Raw genomic sequence first — 13,969 nt, forward strand, 5'->3', positions numbered from 1 at the left:
GCAAGCCGGAGATTACTTTTTGTTGTCGTCGTTTACATCCTTGTACTCCGCGTCGTACACGTTGCCGCCGTTCGCGTCCTGCGGCGGTACGGGCTGGCCGTCTGCCGGCTGCTGCGGCGCCGCATTCTTGTAGAGCTTTTCGCTGACCGCGTACATCGCCTTCTGCAATTCTTCCGACTTTGCCTTCATATCGTCGACATTGCCTGCGGAGATGGCCTCTTTCAGGGAAGCGACCTTTGCGTTCAGGTCGGTCTTGTCGGACTCGTCGATCTTGTCGCCGTTATCCTTGATCAGCTTTTCAACCGCATAGCACATATTCTCGGCTTCGTTCTTCTGGTCGACTTCCTCACGGTGTTTCTTATCCTCCGCCGCGAATTTCTCGGCTTCCTGAACAGCCTTGTTGATGTCGTCCTTGCTCATGTTGGAGCTGGAGGAAATCGTGATCTTCTGCTCCTTGCCGGTGCCCATATCCTTGGCGGATACGTTGACGATGCCGTTGGCGTCTATATCAAAGGTAACCTCGATCTGGGGGATTCCGCGCGGTGCCGGGGCAATGCCGTCCAGCTTGAACAGGCCGAGCTGCTTGTTGTCGCGGGCGAATTCGCGCTCGCCCTGCAGGACGTTGACCTCAACCTGGGTCTGGCCGTCCGCCGCGGTGGAGAAAATCTGGCTCTTCTTGGTCGGGATGGTGGTGTTGCGCTCGATGACCTTGGTCATGACGCCGCCCATGGTCTCCACGCCGAGGGACAGCGGGGTAACGTCCAGAAGCAGCAGGCCTTCGACCTCGCCGCCCAGCACGCCGGCCTGAATCGCCGCGCCGATGGCGACGCACTCGTCCGGATTGATGCCCTTGAACGGGTCTTTTCCCGTAAAGCCCTTGACAGCGTCCTGCACGGCGGGGATCCTGGAGGAACCGCCGACCAGCAGAACCTTGTTGATCTGCTCGATCTTCAGCCCGGAATCGGAAAGCGCCTGACGGACCGGGCCCATGGTCTTTTCCACAAGGTCCGCGGTCAGCTCGTTGAACTTCGCCCTGGTCAGGGTCAGGTCAAGGTGCTTCGGGCCGGAGGCGTCCGCCGTGATGAACGGCAGGTTGATCGAGCTGGAGGTCATGCCGGAAAGCTCGATCTTCGCTTTTTCGGCGGCTTCCTTCAGCCTCTGCATCGCCATCTTGTCGCCGGAAAGGTCAATGCCGGTTTCCGCCTTGAAGGAGGAAGTCATCCAGTCCATGACGCGCTTGTCGAAGTCGTCGCCGCCAAGGCGGTTATTGCCCGCGGTGGCCAGAACCTCCTGCACGCCGTCGCCCATTTCAATAATGGAAACATCGAATGTACCGCCGCCAAGGTCGTAAACCATGATCTTCTGGTCCTCGCCCTTGTCGATGCCATAGGAAAGCGCGGCAGCCGTCGGTTCGTTGATGATACGCTTTACATCCAGTCCGGCGATCTTACCGGCGTCCTTTGTCGCCTGGCGCTGTGCGTCGGTGAAATACGCCGGGACGGTGATCACCGCGGAAGTGACCTTTTCTCCCAGATAGGCTTCCGCGTCGCCCTTCAGCTTCTGAAGGATCATTGCGGAAATTTCCTGAGGAGTAAAGCTTTTCCCGTCGATATTGACCTTATAGTTGGAACCCATTTCTCTTTTTATGGAAGACACGGTGCGGTCCGGATTGGTAATCGCCTGACGTTTCGCAACCTGACCGACCATACGCTCGCCCGTTTTGGAAAAAGCAACAACGGAAGGGGTGGTTCTGGCGCCTTCCGCGTTCGCAATGACGACCGGCTCGCCGCCCTCGATCACCGCAACGCAGGAATTGGTAGTGCCTAAGTCTATGCCTATTGTCTTTGACATACTGTTTACCTCCAAAAAATAAGTTTTGAAATTGAAAAATCAATCTATGAAAAATTTTGAAAATTACCAAATCAGTTCGCGACCTGCACCATCGCGTGGCGCACGATCTTATCCCCGATTTTGTAGCCCTTCTGGAACACCTGTACAATGGTGTTTTCCCCGGCGTTTTCGTCCTCCACGTGGGAAACCGCGTTGTGAAGATCCGGATCAAAGGCTTCCCCGGCTTCTCCCATCTCGGTCACGCCGAGCTTTGCGAGCGCCCCTTTCAGCTGCGTGCCGACCATTTCAACCCCCTTGCGAAGGTCCTCCACAGTGCAGTCCCGCTGCTTCAGCGCCCGTTCAAGGTTATCCGCCACGGGTAAAAACTCCGTGACCGCAGCGGCGGTCGCGTCGGCGTATACCGCCGTTTTTTCGCGTTCCGTGCGTTTGCGGTAGTTGTCGTATTCCGCGGCTGTGCGGAGCAAAAGCTCTTTTTGCTTTTTCAGCTCCTCCTGCGCCTGCTCCAGCTGAGCCTGCGCGCCGTCCTTCGGTTTTTCCTGTCCGGCCGGATTTTCCGCCGCCGCAGTCTCCCCGGCGCGGGCTTTCTCTGCCTTAGAGGTTTCCTCCGGCTTGCCCGCAGAGGTTTTTTCAGGCGTTCCGGAAGCTTTCGTCTGCTTTTTATCCACTTGTTCTTTTTGGTTTTTTTCCAAAACAGTGACCCCTTTCTATTCCATATCCAATAACTCTGTCAGCATTCTTCCGACGGAGCCGGAGAGATATTCAATATTGGAAATGATCTTCCCGTAGTTCATGCGCGTAGGGCCGATAATGGCGATCGCGCCCGCGTCCCTGCCGCCGACCGAGTACCGGGAGACCACCACGCTGGACTCGCTCAGCTCGGGCCGCTTGCTTTCCTGACCGATCAGCACCTTCATGCTGTTGGTCTGCTGCATCAGAAGGCGGGAAAGCTCCTGCGGCCGGGAGAGGAAATCCATAATGCGGCGGATACCCGCCTGCCCCAGCTCGCTGCAGAACAAAAGGTTCATTTCCCCGTCCAGACAGACCTCCGTCTGCATGGTGTCCTGCGCCACGTCCAGCACCGCCATCAGCGCGTCGCTCATCAGCATCGTCATGTTTCCCAGGGACGCGGCAAGGGACTGAATGTACGCCGGCGTAACGGTGGAAACCGGCAGCCCGACCAGCTTTTCGTTCAGCACCCTGAAAAACACGCGCAGGATTTCGGGGGTAATATCGAAATCGCAGTGGAAAACGCGGCTTTTCATGGTGCCCGCGGAGGTCATCAGAATGGCCATCGCGGTCCTTCGGCTGGTCTGCACAAACTGAATGGCGCGGATGTCCGCCGAGCTTCCGCTCGGCGTGGTGGAAACGGCCGCGAACCGGGTCATTCCCGCCAGCGCCCGCGCAACGCCGTCCAGCAGCTTTTCGGGGTCGTACGCGCTCGGCAGCAGCAGGCTGTCGATATAGCGCTGCTCTTCCCTGGAGACCGGATGCTTTTTCATCAGCGTGTCGATATAGACGCGGTAGCCCTTGTGGGAAGGGATTCTTCCCGCGGAGGTGTGCGGCTGTTCCAGCAGCCCCATTTCCGCAAGGTCGCTCATTTCATTGCGCACCGTCGCGGAGGACACGGTGAAATCAAGGGTGTCGCAAAGCGCCTTGGAACCCACCGGTTCGCCGGTCGCAACATATAAATCAACGACAGCCGCCAGAATTTTCTGTTTCCGTTCGCTTAACTCCAACCCTCTCACCTCACCTTTTTATATTTTAGCACTCTAATAGTTCGAGTGCTAAATCTAATTAATAATTTACCATTACTTTACCCCATTGTCAATATAGTATTTGTAAACTCTTTGTGAAATCGTAAATTTATGTTCTTTCGGCAGGCGAAGGAACGCTGCTTTCCATTTTTCAAAAGTTATGATAGAATAATTTCATATCAAACGACCCTGATTTTGATTGGAAATGGAGACACGATGGAACAGAATCCATTCGGCGGCAAGTACTCCTGCCTGATAAAAGATTTGGAGCCGGACTGTGAAAAATGCAGCGGCCTGTGCTGTGTGGCGCTGTACTGCGCAAAAACGGACGGCTTTCCGGCCGATAAAGGCGCCGGAACGCCCTGCCAATATTTATCGCCTGATTTCCGCTGCGGGATTCACGCCGATTTGAAAGACAGAAAAATGAGCGGCTGCCTTGCTTACGAATGCCTGGGAGCGGGACAGAAAACGACACAAATTGATTCCTCCGGCGGAGACTGGAAGACAGACCCCGGTCGGGCGGAAACGATCTTTCAGACCTTTTCCGTCCTTTTTCAGCTCCACCAGATTTTGTGGTACCTTATAGAAGCGGCTTCCCTGACCTCGGATGAAAAGACGGCGGCAGCCGTTGACGCTCTTATCAGGGAAAATCAGCAAATGACCCAATTGCCCCACGGCAGCCTTTTGAAAGCGGGCATTGCCGGACACAAATCAAAAGCGAACAATCTATTGAAAAAAATCATCGGGAGCATTTCGGCTGAAGACCCTGCATCACGCCAAAAGGCCGACTTTTTTGGAAAAAACTTCAGAAAAACGAACCTTGACCGAAAAGACTTCAGCATGTCGCTCCTGATAGCAGCCGACCTGGAAGGCTGCAGTTTAGACAGAACTGTTTTTTTAGGGGCCGACCTCCGCGACGCAAACCTGAAAAATACCGATTTAAGCAGGAGTGTTTTTCTGACACAAATGCAGATAAACTCCGCAAAGGGCAACAGAAATACCAGGCTTCCCGCCGGGCTGCGCCGCCCGTCGGCATGGTAGCGCGCTGTTTGTAAATCCGTTCAGAGCCGGCCGCCAATATAACGAAAAACACGGAAACGCCCGCCGCTGCTCCGTGTTTTTTCTTACCGAATATTCACCCGCTGTACAAAATCTCCGCCGTCAGCAGGTTGGAAACCAGAAATCCCCGCGGCGTAAAGCGGAACCCGCCGTCCCCGCAGACGGTCAGCCCTCCCTTTTCATAAAGCTTCGCCGCTTTCAGCATCCGCGCGGGAAGCTCCGTGCCGAACCGCGCGCGGCAGCCTTCGTCCGTCAGCCCTTCCGTCAGGCGCAGGGCGAGCATGGCGTATTCCTCAAACCCGCCGCCCTCCCCGTCCGGAACGGGTTCTCCGCCGTTCAGAAACTCCGAAAGGCTTCTCGGATAATAGAACCGTTTCCCTTCCATGAACGAATGCGCCGCCGGTCCGATCCCCAGATATTCCTCACAGCGCCAGTATTTCAGGTTGTGGCGGCTCTCAAAGCCCGGTTTCGCGAAATTGGAGATTTCGTACTGGTGAAACCCGCGCTTTTCCAGCTCTTCGCAGGCGAACAGATAGAGGTCGCCCGCCTCATCGTCGTCCGGAACGCACAGCGTTTCCTTCTTTTTTCCGTAAACCGTATCCGGCTCGATTTTCAACAGATAGGCGGAAAGATGTTGAATCCCCGCGTCCGCGCAGAAATCAATCGAGCGCAGAAGGCTTTCCTTTGTCTGTTTCTGGATGGCAAGCATCAGGTCGAGGGAGAGATTGTCAAAACCCGCGTCCTGCGCGTAAGCGACCGTTTTTTTCGCCTGTGCGGCGGTGTGCCGCCGACCCAGAAGCGAAAGCTCGTCCCCGTTTGCGGACTGCAGGCCGACCGACAGGCGGTTTACCCCCGCCGCGCGGATTTCCCGCAAAAAGCCGCGCAAATCCTCCGCGGGATTGACCTCCACGGTAATTTCCGCGCCGTCCAGCCCGAAGCATTCCCTTGCGCGCGCAAGGATCGCGGACAGCCGCTCTGCGCCGAGCAGGTTCGGGGTGCCGCCGCCGAAGTACAGCGTGTCGGCCCTCCGCCCGTACCGCCCCGCGCACTCCCCGAGCGCCGAGAGCACCCGCCGGGTGTACCGGTCCATTTTCTCCCCGCCGGCGGGCAGGGAATAAAAGTCGCAGTACGGGCATTTGCCGTCGCAGAACGGCACATGGAGATAAAGGCCGAAAGGCTTTTCGTTATTCATCCAGCTTCAGCACACTCATAAACGCCTCCTGCGGCACCTCCACCGTGCCGAGCTGGCGCATGCGCTTCTTGCCTTCCTTCTGTTTTTCCAGCAGCTTCTTTTTGCGCGTGATGTCGCCGCCGTAGCACTTGGCCAGAACATCCTTGCGCATGGCCTTGACCGTTTCGCGCGCGATGATCCTGCCGCCCACACAGGCCTGGATCGGCACCTCAAAAAGCTGGCGCGGGATTTTCTCCGACAGCTTCTCCGCCATCTTGCGCGCGCGCGGATACGCCTTGTCGGCGTGGATAATAAAGGAAAGCGCGTCCACCACGTCGCCGTTGAGCATGATGTCCAGCTTGACAAGATTGCTCTTTTTGTATCCGCTCAGCTCATAGTCAAACGAGGCGTAGCCGCGGGTACGGGATTTCAGCGCGTCGAAAAAGTCGTAGATGATCTCGTTCAGCGGCAGCTCGTAATGGATGTCCACACGGTCGGTGTCGATGTATTTCATATCCTTGAAGACGCCGCGCCTGTCCTGGCAAAGCTCCATAATATTGCCGACATATTCGCTCGGCGTATAGATGTGGGCGTTGGTGATCGGCTCCTCCGCCTGCGAAATCAGCGACGGGTCGGGGTAATTGGTCGGGTTGTCGATATGGATCACTTCCCCGTTGGTTTTCGTGATCCGGTAAACCACGCTGGGGGCGGTGGTAATAATGTCGAGGTTGTATTCGCGTTCCAGCCGTTCCTGAATGATCTCCATATGCAATAGGCCCAAAAAGCCGCAGCGGAAACCGAAGCCGAGCGCAACGGACGTCTCCGGCTCAAATGACAGCGCCGCGTCGTTCAGCTGCAGCTTGTCCAGCGCGTCGCGCAGGTCGGGATAGCGCGCGCCGTCCGCGGGGTAAATCCCGCAGAAAACCATCGGCTGCACCGAGCGGTAGCCCGGCAGCGGCGTTTTGGCGGGGTTGCCCGCCAGCGTAACGGTGTCGCCCACGCGGGCGTCCTTCACCGCCTTGATGGAAGCGGCGATATAGCCGACTTCCCCGGCGCTGAGCCCCGCGCTCGGCTCCAGACAGGTCGCGCGGCCGTAGCCGCACTCCACCACGGTAAACTCCGCGCCCGTCGCCATCAGCCGGATGGTGTCGCCCGGACGCACCTGCCCGTCCTTCAGCCGCACATGGATGATCACGCCCTTGTACGCGTCGTAGTAGGAATCAAAAATCAGCGCCTTGAGCGGCGCGTTTTCGTCGCCCTGCGGGGGCGGAACGTGTTTGACGATCTGCTCCATCACCTGGTCGATGTTCGTTCCCAGCTTTGCCGAAATGCACGGCGCCTCGTCCGCGGGAATCCCGATGACGTCCTCGATTTCCGCGCGCACCTTTTCCGGCTGCGCGCTGGGCAGGTCGATCTTATTGATGACCGGTACGATTTCCAGCCCGGCGTCCACCGCCAGATAGGTGTTCGCCAGCGTCTGCGCCTCGATCCCCTGGGAAGCGTCCACCACCAGCACCGCGCCTTCACAGGCGGCGAGCGAACGGGAAACCTCGTAGTTAAAGTCCACATGGCCCGGGGTATCGATCAGATTGAAAACATAGTCCTGCCCGTCCTGCGCGCTGTAAACGAGCGTAACGGCGTGCGCCTTGATGGTGATGCCCCGTTCGCGCTCCAGATCCATGTTGTCCAGCAGCTGATTTTCCATATCGCGCAGCGCGACGGATTTCGTCTGCTCCAAAATGCGGTCGGCAAGCGTGCTTTTCCCGTGGTCAATGTGCGCGATAATGCTGAAATTCCGTATTCTCTCGCGTGGTATCGACAAATTTATCACCTAATCCTCAAAGATAATATGGCTTCCGTTTTCCGGCCAATTCCGGAAAAAAACATAAAACGACCCGGCAGTCAGACTGAAAATGCCGGAAAGATAATGAATAATATATTATAACACAGATCACGAATTCTGAACAGTATGCCGTGCGGCAGGGTGAAATTTTTATAAAAGGCGCGGAACAAAGCCCGGTGAAATCCGGGCTGTAAGACACGCATAAAAACAGCGGCGTACCGGGAAATTTCTTCGCCGGCGCGCCGCCATGATCAATATTTCAGATTTCGGTAATACTTGTCGTTCAGCAGGCGTTTCTTGTGCGAGCGGTTCGGGCGGCGGTACCGTTTACGGCCTCCCCCTCTCGGCGGACGGCGGTTGCTGAACACGACGATCAGCACCACGACAATGCCCAGCGCGATACACACCCACGAAAGGATCCCGATCCAGTTCATTTTCTTGTTGGCCGCGGTGTCCACGATCACGGAGCTGAGCGGGTTGTTTTCCTCTATGCTGTCCACGCTGGGAAGAACAATCTCGCTGGATTCCTCCCCGCTGCTGAAAAGCCCGCCGGAAACGTTGCCGGAGACATCACCGGAAGCTTCGGAGAAAACTTCCGAAGATACCGGCTTTTTGCTTGTGACCGGCCTTCTGGAGCTGACGGCAGCCTTGCTTGAAACGGTGCCCGCGGCGGACTGTGAGGAAGCCTGGGACGACTGACGGCTCAGAATTTCTTCCACCTGTTCCGGCGTTATCTCAGTTGCCAGGGCGGTAACGGAATACAATGAAAACATAAAGATCAATATGAATACGGAAAACCATATTTTCTTATGTTGATTCATGATACGTTTCCTCCACAGCATTCTCTCTCAATGATAATACGAAATTATTATACCATACTTTCGCCACATTGCAAGTTTCCTGCCATGTTTTGCCGGTAATCTGGTAAAGAAGGGTTTTGTCGTCACCAAAGCCGATTCTGCGGGAATTGGCGTCGACTTCCGCCATGCCGAAAAGCAGTGCAAGGACGCAAAGCGTGCTGAAAAACGACGCAAAGAAAATCCTTTTCCTTTTTCTTTCCATTTTTTTAACATCTTTTCCTTTCCGCTTATGTCAGGCCGTTCAGAACGTTGACCAGCGCTTTCCCGAACAGCTCCCCGGAGTACGCCGCCTCGTCAAGGGTGTTGACCTCGGTGCCGAACTCGATCAGCAGGGAGCCTTTCGTCAGATTTTCATTGTACTTCCTCGCGCAGAAATTCAGGGGCCGCGCCAGACCGGGGTATAGATCCGCCAGCGACTTCTGCAGCCGCACGGCCAGCCTGAAATTGTATTCCCAGTTGGGGAACCCGAGCGTGCCGTCGTCGTCGCAGCCGGAGATGATCATCACCTGCGCGGCCTTCCTGCCGTTGATCGTCGCGGTCGGCTTGATCCTTGTTCCGTCGGAGGTGCCCATCGCGTCGCGGTGGATGTCGAGCGTGACCTGGATGCCCGGATATTTCTTCAGGTTGTTCTGCATCGTCACCTTGGAGCGGTCATACGAGCCGTTGTAGCTCGGGTAGTCGTGCAGGGTGGTGTCGTGCACCACGTTGATTCCGGCGGCCTTCAGCTGCGCGGCGATCTGGTCGCCCACGGCGACCACGCTTTTCGCTTTGTCCTGGCTGCGCGTATCGCCCAGAAAAGCCTCCGTCGTGTGGGTGTGGTAGATCAGAACCTGCGGCGTCGAATTCTTGACGATTTTTACCGCCGGCTGTTTCTGAAGCTCCGAAGCGATGTCGACCGTATGGTTTTTATTCGTATTTTTTACCCATATATTATTGTATTGGGAACCGGAATTGGAAATGCTCATTTCCTTCACGCCCTTCGGCAGCGTAACGGGCGGCGACGACGCGCTTGACGCGGTGCCCGAAGCGGCCTGTGAGCTTGCACCCGTACCGGAGCTGCTTTGTGACGAAGCCGGGGCGGAGCTTACGCCCGAAGAAACCGGCGCCTCGCTGCTCCCGTGCTCATTATCCTCTTCATCCTCTTCCAGATAATCCTCTTTCATTGCCTCGGCGGCACCCGCGGGCATGATAAAGCCCGCCGCGGCGAACGCCGCGTCCTTTGCCTGCAGCACGGGCAAACGCCCCAGAACGCACGCGACCGCCGCAAACACCAATGCAACCGAGCAGATTCCCATTCCCTTTTGCATCCAGTTTTTCATATCCTGCCCCCATTGAATGATATTCATTCTTATGCGGGCGGGACAAATTTCATGATGCTTCAGGTCAATTCTTCAAAATCCTCAACACTGAGAGAGGGGTTCAGCGCCACGTTGATCCCCATGCTCAGCAGTCTCGCGCCTCTGGAAATAATCAGGTCGATTTCGCGCGGGGTCACCATCATCTGGGCGCCGCGCGGCGCGATTTTCTCCTCAGAACCGTCCGTTTCGCCGTCCAGCAGGTCCGCCGCCAGAGTGGCCGCGTCCACCACGGTCGGAATCCCCATGCTGACCACCGGAACGCCGAGCGTGCTTTCGTCGATGCGCGGCCTTGCGTTTCCCACCCCGGCCCCGGGGGAAATCCCCGCGGAACAAAGCTGCACCGTACAGCCCAGCCGGGCGGGGCTGCGCGCCGCAAGCGCGTCGACCGCAACCACGGCGTCCGGGTTCAGCTCCTTGACCAGCGCCTGCAGAAGCTCCACGGCCTCAATCCCCGTGCAGCCCAGCACCCCGGGGCTCACCACGGAAACGGGACGCAGCCTGTCCAGGCCCGTCACCTTTGCCAGTTCGCCCTTGATATGCCTTGTCGCCAGAATTTTTTCGGCGACGAGCGGCCCCAGCGCGTCCGGCGTAATGGCGCGGTTCCCAAGCCCCGCCACCAGGACGCTTCCCTTCTCCGGCAACAGAGCGGACAGCTCCTGCGCGGTCAGGGTCAGCAGGCTGTTGTCGCTGTCGATATGGTCGGAAATCGCCTGGACCTCCAGCGTAACATAGGTGTTGCCCTCCTCGTCTATCCGTGTGACCGTGCAGTCCTTTTCTTTCCGTGTAACGTGCCTGCTGGGTTCCGTATTTTCCAGCGCAAGATCGGTACGGAATACCATAAAAATCAGCCCTTTCCTATTTTTTTTAAAACACTTGCATTTTTTGTCCATCGATGGTATTATTATTGATACGTGACAATACCAAAGGAGGTGGAATCATGCCTAACATTAAATCAGCCAAAAAACGCGTAAAGGTTATTGCTACAAAAACACTCATCAACAAGTCCTTTCATTCCGGACTGAAAACTGATATAAAGAAAGCAAACCTTGCCGTAGAATCCAATGATGCCAACAAAGCGGATGCCGTTAAGGTTGCGATTAAGAAGATTGACCAGGCTGCGGCAAAGGGAATCCTGCACAAGAACACAGCCGCAAGAAAGAAATCAGCTCTTGCACGCAAGCTGAACGCAGCAAATGCATAACCCTGAATACGCGGTTTAAAAGCAAAAGCAGAGCCTTGCGCCCTGCTTTTTTATTATCCTCCGGAGCGCAGGGGCGAATTTCCATAAACTTGCCGCTTTGATTGACTTTTCAAAAAGAATTGGTTATTATATATTATATAAACAGGATCTAATCATGATAAACGGAGGTGCTCGTTTTGAAAAAATGTAATACATTATCCATATTGATTACAGTTATTTCCGCTATGACGGCCGTCGCGGCGGCTGTTGTTGCCGTCGTCCTCTTCTTTGAGAAAAAGAAAAAGGATGAAGAGGAGCTTGAGCACTACTTGGATTGTTCCATACAGTAAGGGACTTCCTCCGGTGCCGTAACAGGATACGGGCAGGTTTTGATACCTGCCCGTTTTTTTTCATGCTTTTAGCCTTACCATATATTTTTTGAAATACGTACGGTAATACAGCTTCCATATCTCCCACAGAAGCATGCCGATGATCTGGCCGTTGATAATCCTGAAAATCCTGTACAGGATTTTCAGAACGAGAAAGGTTTTGCTAGCTCTTATCTCCCGACTTTGAAAACAGGGCGGCAACGTATCCGAAGAACACGGCCGCCGCAATACCCGCGGCACTCGCCGCGACGCCGCCGGTAAACGCGCCCAGCAAACCCTGTTCCCTGACCGCTTCAAGCGTCCCTTTCGCCATCAGATACCCAAAACCGGTCAGCGGCACCGTAGCGCCGGCCCCCGCAAAGTCCACAAGCGGCCCGTACAGCCCCAGCCCCGTCAGCGCCACACCCAGTGTGACAAACAAAACAAGGATTCTGGCCGGCGTCAGCTTCGTAAAATCAATCAGCACCTGGCCGATCGCGCAAATGGCTCCGCCGATCAAAAAAGCCCATAAATAATCCATGTTTTTCACCTCGGTTTTATTTTCGCCGGATGATCGCTTCAATATACATTCCAAAGAATTAAATCAGCAAAAAACACCGCCGGAAGCTCTCCGGCGGTGTTTTTCGGCGTTCTAACGGACCGCGGGCATATCGCCCGGCTCGTGGGAACCGCCGTTAAAATAAATATCGTACCAGACGAGGAAGACGAAAATCGTCCAGATTTTGCGGTTGTTGTCCCGCTTCCCGCTGTAGTGGTCGTCAAGGAATTTCATCAGCTCGTCGGTATTGAAGAACTGCTTTGCGGTTTTGCCCGTAAAGGCATCCTTTACAAGGTTATAATATTTTTCATCCCTGAGCCATACGCGCGTCGGCACCGGGAACCCCAGCTTTTTCTTCTGCGCGGTCGCGTCCGGCAGATGCTTCATCGCGGCAAGGCGCATCGCGTACTTGGTGTTTTCCTTATTCACCCGCAGCTTTCTCGGAATGCGGGAAGCGACCCCGAACACCTCTTTGTCGAGGAACGGCACGCGCAGCTCCAGCGAATTCGCCATGCTCATGCGGTCCGCTTTCAGAAGGATGTCGCCGACCAGCCAGACGTTGATGTCCAGATACTGCATCTTGGTCACGTCGTCCTTGTCCTTTACGCGGTCGTAATACGGCTTTGTCAGCTCCTGCGGACGGGTGACCGGAATATCGCTTTTCAGCAGACGGCGTTTTTCGTCCATGGTAAACATGCTGCAGTTGCCGATGAAGTTTTCCTCGATCGGCAGCGCGCCGCGCATCAGGAAGCTTTTCCCCCGGAAGGAAAACGGCAGCGCCTTCGCAACCGCCGCCAGCGCCCTGCGCAGGCCGAGCGGCAGTTTTTTGTAGCCTGCAAAATCATCCGGCTCGTGATAAATATTGTATCCGCCGAACAGCTCGTCCGCGCCCTCGCCGGAAAGCACCACCTTCACGTACTCGCTCGCCATTTTGGAGACAAAATAGAGGGCGATGCAGGACGCGTCGGCCAGAGGCTGGTCCATATGGTACTGCACCTTGCGGATATTTCCCCAGTATTCGTCGGCGGAAATGACCTTATAGTGGTGTTCCACGCCGATTTTTTCGGATAAGTTCTTCGCCCAGTCGATTTCGTTGTATTTTTCCCCGTAGTCGAACCCGACCGTAAAGGTCTTCTGCCCGGCGAAGTAGGTGGAAACATAGCTGGAATCCACGCCGCTGGACAGGAAGCACCCGACTTCCACGTCGCTGATTTTGTGCGCGCTGACCGAGTCCTCAAAAACCTTTTCGATTTCCTCGACGGCCTGTTCCCGGGTCATGCCGGGGTCCTCGCTGAATTTCGGCTCCCAGTAGCGGTGGGTTTCGACCTTGCCGTCCTTGTACCAGAGGTAGTGCGCCGGCATCAGGCAGTAGACATTCTCGAAGAAGGTTTCCGGCGGAACGGCGTATTCAAACGAGATATAATTGTTCAGCGCGTTTTTATTGAATTTCTTTTCAAAGCCGGGAAATTCCAGAATGCTCTTGATTTCGGAGCCGTAAACAAAATGGCCGCCGACCTGCGTGTAATGCATCGGCTTGATCCCGAAATAGTCGCGGGCAATAAACACGCTCTTTTCGACGGTGTCATAGATGGCAAACGCGAACATCCCGCGCAGCTTGGTCAGAAGGTCTTCGTGCCATTCCTCAAAGCCGTGGATCAGCACCTCGGAATCGGTCTGGGTATAAAAACGGTGCCCCTTTTCCAGGAGGATGTTTCTGAGCTCCCGGTAGTTATAGATTTCCCCGTTAAACGTAAGCACCAAGGTTTTGTTCTCGTTGTAGATCGGCTGGTCGCCCGAGGAAGCAACGTCGATGATGCTCAGGCGCCGGAAGCCCATGGAGATATCGGAATCGGTAAAAAACCCGTTGGAGTCCGGCCCCCTGTGGGTGATTTTATCCGTCATGCTTTTAATCACTGCGTCGCGGTCGATTACTTCACCGGTAAATCCGCACAATCCGCACATCTGT

Annotated in this window: 14 protein-coding genes; 3 read left to right on the forward strand and 11 right to left on the reverse strand. The window is 55.6% G+C overall.

What is annotated here, in order from left to right:
• Positions 1–12: 12 nt before the first annotated feature.
• From dnaK to hrcA, 3 genes are all read right to left on the reverse strand, one after another.
• Complete coding sequence (dnaK, locus tag ACRQV7_RS14915; protein WP_444658856.1) at positions 13–1,851, reverse strand: molecular chaperone DnaK; 1,839 nt, start codon at positions 1,849–1,851, stop codon at positions 13–15.
• A gap of 71 nt (positions 1,852–1,922) precedes the next feature.
• A complete protein-coding gene (gene grpE, locus ACRQV7_RS14920; RefSeq protein WP_444658857.1) occupies positions 1,923–2,540 on the reverse strand; it encodes a nucleotide exchange factor GrpE in 618 nt (205 codons plus the stop codon).
• Positions 2,541–2,555: 15 nt separating this feature from the next.
• A complete protein-coding gene (gene hrcA / locus ACRQV7_RS14925; RefSeq protein ID WP_444658858.1) occupies positions 2,556–3,587 on the reverse strand; it encodes a heat-inducible transcriptional repressor HrcA in 1,032 nt (343 codons plus the stop codon).
• A 234-nt stretch (positions 3,588–3,821) separates the two neighbouring features.
• Between hrcA and ACRQV7_RS14930 the strand changes: the two genes are divergently transcribed.
• Positions 3,822–4,646, forward strand: coding sequence for a pentapeptide repeat-containing protein (locus ACRQV7_RS14930; protein ID WP_444658859.1), 825 nt, complete (start codon positions 3,822–3,824; stop codon positions 4,644–4,646).
• A 94-nt stretch (positions 4,647–4,740) separates the two neighbouring features.
• Here ACRQV7_RS14930 and hemW read toward each other — a convergent pair whose 3' ends face one another.
• The 6 genes from hemW to gpr form a co-directional block, all read right to left on the reverse strand.
• Positions 4,741–5,856 carry a radical SAM family heme chaperone HemW gene (gene hemW, locus ACRQV7_RS14935; protein WP_444658860.1) on the reverse strand — a complete coding sequence of 372 codons (1,116 nt, stop codon included), beginning with the start codon at positions 5,854–5,856 and terminating at the stop codon, positions 4,741–4,743.
• Positions 5,849–7,657: a translation elongation factor 4 gene (gene lepA / locus ACRQV7_RS14940; protein WP_444658861.1), complete on the reverse strand. Its 1,809-nt coding sequence runs from the start codon at positions 7,655–7,657 to the stop codon at positions 5,849–5,851. The genes hemW and lepA overlap by 8 nt, the downstream gene beginning before the upstream one ends.
• Before the next feature lie 272 nt (positions 7,658–7,929).
• The gene (locus tag ACRQV7_RS14945; protein WP_444658862.1) at positions 7,930–8,499 is read right to left on the reverse strand and encodes a hypothetical protein; all 570 of its coding nucleotides are present in this window, start codon (positions 8,497–8,499) and stop codon (positions 7,930–7,932) included.
• Entirely contained in the window at positions 8,486–8,740 is a 255-nt protein-coding gene (locus tag ACRQV7_RS14950) for a hypothetical protein (RefSeq protein ID WP_275714419.1), read from the reverse strand. The genes ACRQV7_RS14945 and ACRQV7_RS14950 overlap by 14 nt, the downstream gene beginning before the upstream one ends.
• Before the next feature lie 25 nt (positions 8,741–8,765).
• On the reverse strand, positions 8,766–9,857 hold the full coding sequence (gene spoIIP, locus ACRQV7_RS14955; RefSeq protein ID WP_444658863.1) for a stage II sporulation protein P: 1,092 nt from the start codon (positions 9,855–9,857) through the stop codon (positions 8,766–8,768).
• Positions 9,858–9,916: 59 nt separating this feature from the next.
• Positions 9,917–10,735, reverse strand: coding sequence for a GPR endopeptidase (gene gpr, locus ACRQV7_RS14960; protein WP_275714423.1), 819 nt, complete (start codon positions 10,733–10,735; stop codon positions 9,917–9,919).
• A 98-nt stretch (positions 10,736–10,833) separates the two neighbouring features.
• On the opposite strand from gpr, the gene rpsT reads away from it, so the two are divergent.
• On the forward strand, positions 10,834–11,097 hold the full coding sequence (gene rpsT / locus ACRQV7_RS14965) for a 30S ribosomal protein S20 (RefSeq protein WP_275714425.1): 264 nt from the start codon (positions 10,834–10,836) through the stop codon (positions 11,095–11,097).
• Positions 11,098–11,273: 176 nt separating this feature from the next.
• Entirely contained in the window at positions 11,274–11,426 is a 153-nt protein-coding gene (locus tag ACRQV7_RS14970; protein WP_170949943.1) for a hypothetical protein, read from the forward strand.
• Between the two features lie 202 nt (positions 11,427–11,628).
• Here ACRQV7_RS14970 and spoVAE read toward each other — a convergent pair whose 3' ends face one another.
• Positions 11,629–11,985 carry a stage V sporulation protein AE gene (gene spoVAE / locus ACRQV7_RS14975; protein ID WP_038326109.1) on the reverse strand — a complete coding sequence of 119 codons (357 nt, stop codon included), beginning with the start codon at positions 11,983–11,985 and terminating at the stop codon, positions 11,629–11,631.
• A gap of 111 nt (positions 11,986–12,096) precedes the next feature.
• Positions 12,097–13,965: an asparagine synthase (glutamine-hydrolyzing) gene (gene asnB / locus ACRQV7_RS14980; protein ID WP_444658864.1), complete on the reverse strand. Its 1,869-nt coding sequence runs from the start codon at positions 13,963–13,965 to the stop codon at positions 12,097–12,099.
• Positions 13,966–13,969: the final 4 nt, after the last annotated feature.

The sequence above is a fragment of the Caproiciproducens lactatisolvens genome, assembly GCF_052443335.1.
Taxonomy (GTDB): domain Bacteria; phylum Bacillota; class Clostridia; order Oscillospirales; family Acutalibacteraceae; genus Caproiciproducens.

What these genes read in the sequence shown, in the direction of transcription:
- hemW (WP_444658860.1), bottom strand. Translation starts at nt 5,856, where the DNA reads ATGAATAACGAAAAGCCTTTCGGCCTTTATCTCCATGTGCCGTTCTGC.
- ACRQV7_RS14950 (WP_275714419.1), bottom strand. Translation starts at nt 8,740, where the DNA reads ATGGAAAGAAAAAGGAAAAGGATTTTCTTTGCGTCGTTTTTCAGCACG.
- ACRQV7_RS14945 (WP_444658862.1), bottom strand. Translation starts at nt 8,499, where the DNA reads ATGAATCAACATAAGAAAATATGGTTTTCCGTATTCATATTGATCTTT.
- rpsT (WP_275714425.1), top strand. Translation starts at nt 10,834, where the DNA reads ATGCCTAACATTAAATCAGCCAAAAAACGCGTAAAGGTTATTGCTACA.
- gpr (WP_275714423.1), bottom strand. Translation starts at nt 10,735, where the DNA reads ATGGTATTCCGTACCGATCTTGCGCTGGAAAATACGGAACCCAGCAGG.
- spoVAE (WP_038326109.1), bottom strand. Translation starts at nt 11,985, where the DNA reads ATGGATTATTTATGGGCTTTTTTGATCGGCGGAGCCATTTGCGCGATC.
- asnB (WP_444658864.1), bottom strand. Translation starts at nt 13,965, where the DNA reads ATGTGCGGATTGTGCGGATTTACCGGTGAAGTAATCGACCGCGACGCA.
- dnaK (WP_444658856.1), bottom strand. Translation starts at nt 1,851, where the DNA reads ATGTCAAAGACAATAGGCATAGACTTAGGCACTACCAATTCCTGCGTT.
- ACRQV7_RS14930 (WP_444658859.1), top strand. Translation starts at nt 3,822, where the DNA reads ATGGAACAGAATCCATTCGGCGGCAAGTACTCCTGCCTGATAAAAGAT.
- spoIIP (WP_444658863.1), bottom strand. Translation starts at nt 9,857, where the DNA reads ATGAAAAACTGGATGCAAAAGGGAATGGGAATCTGCTCGGTTGCATTG.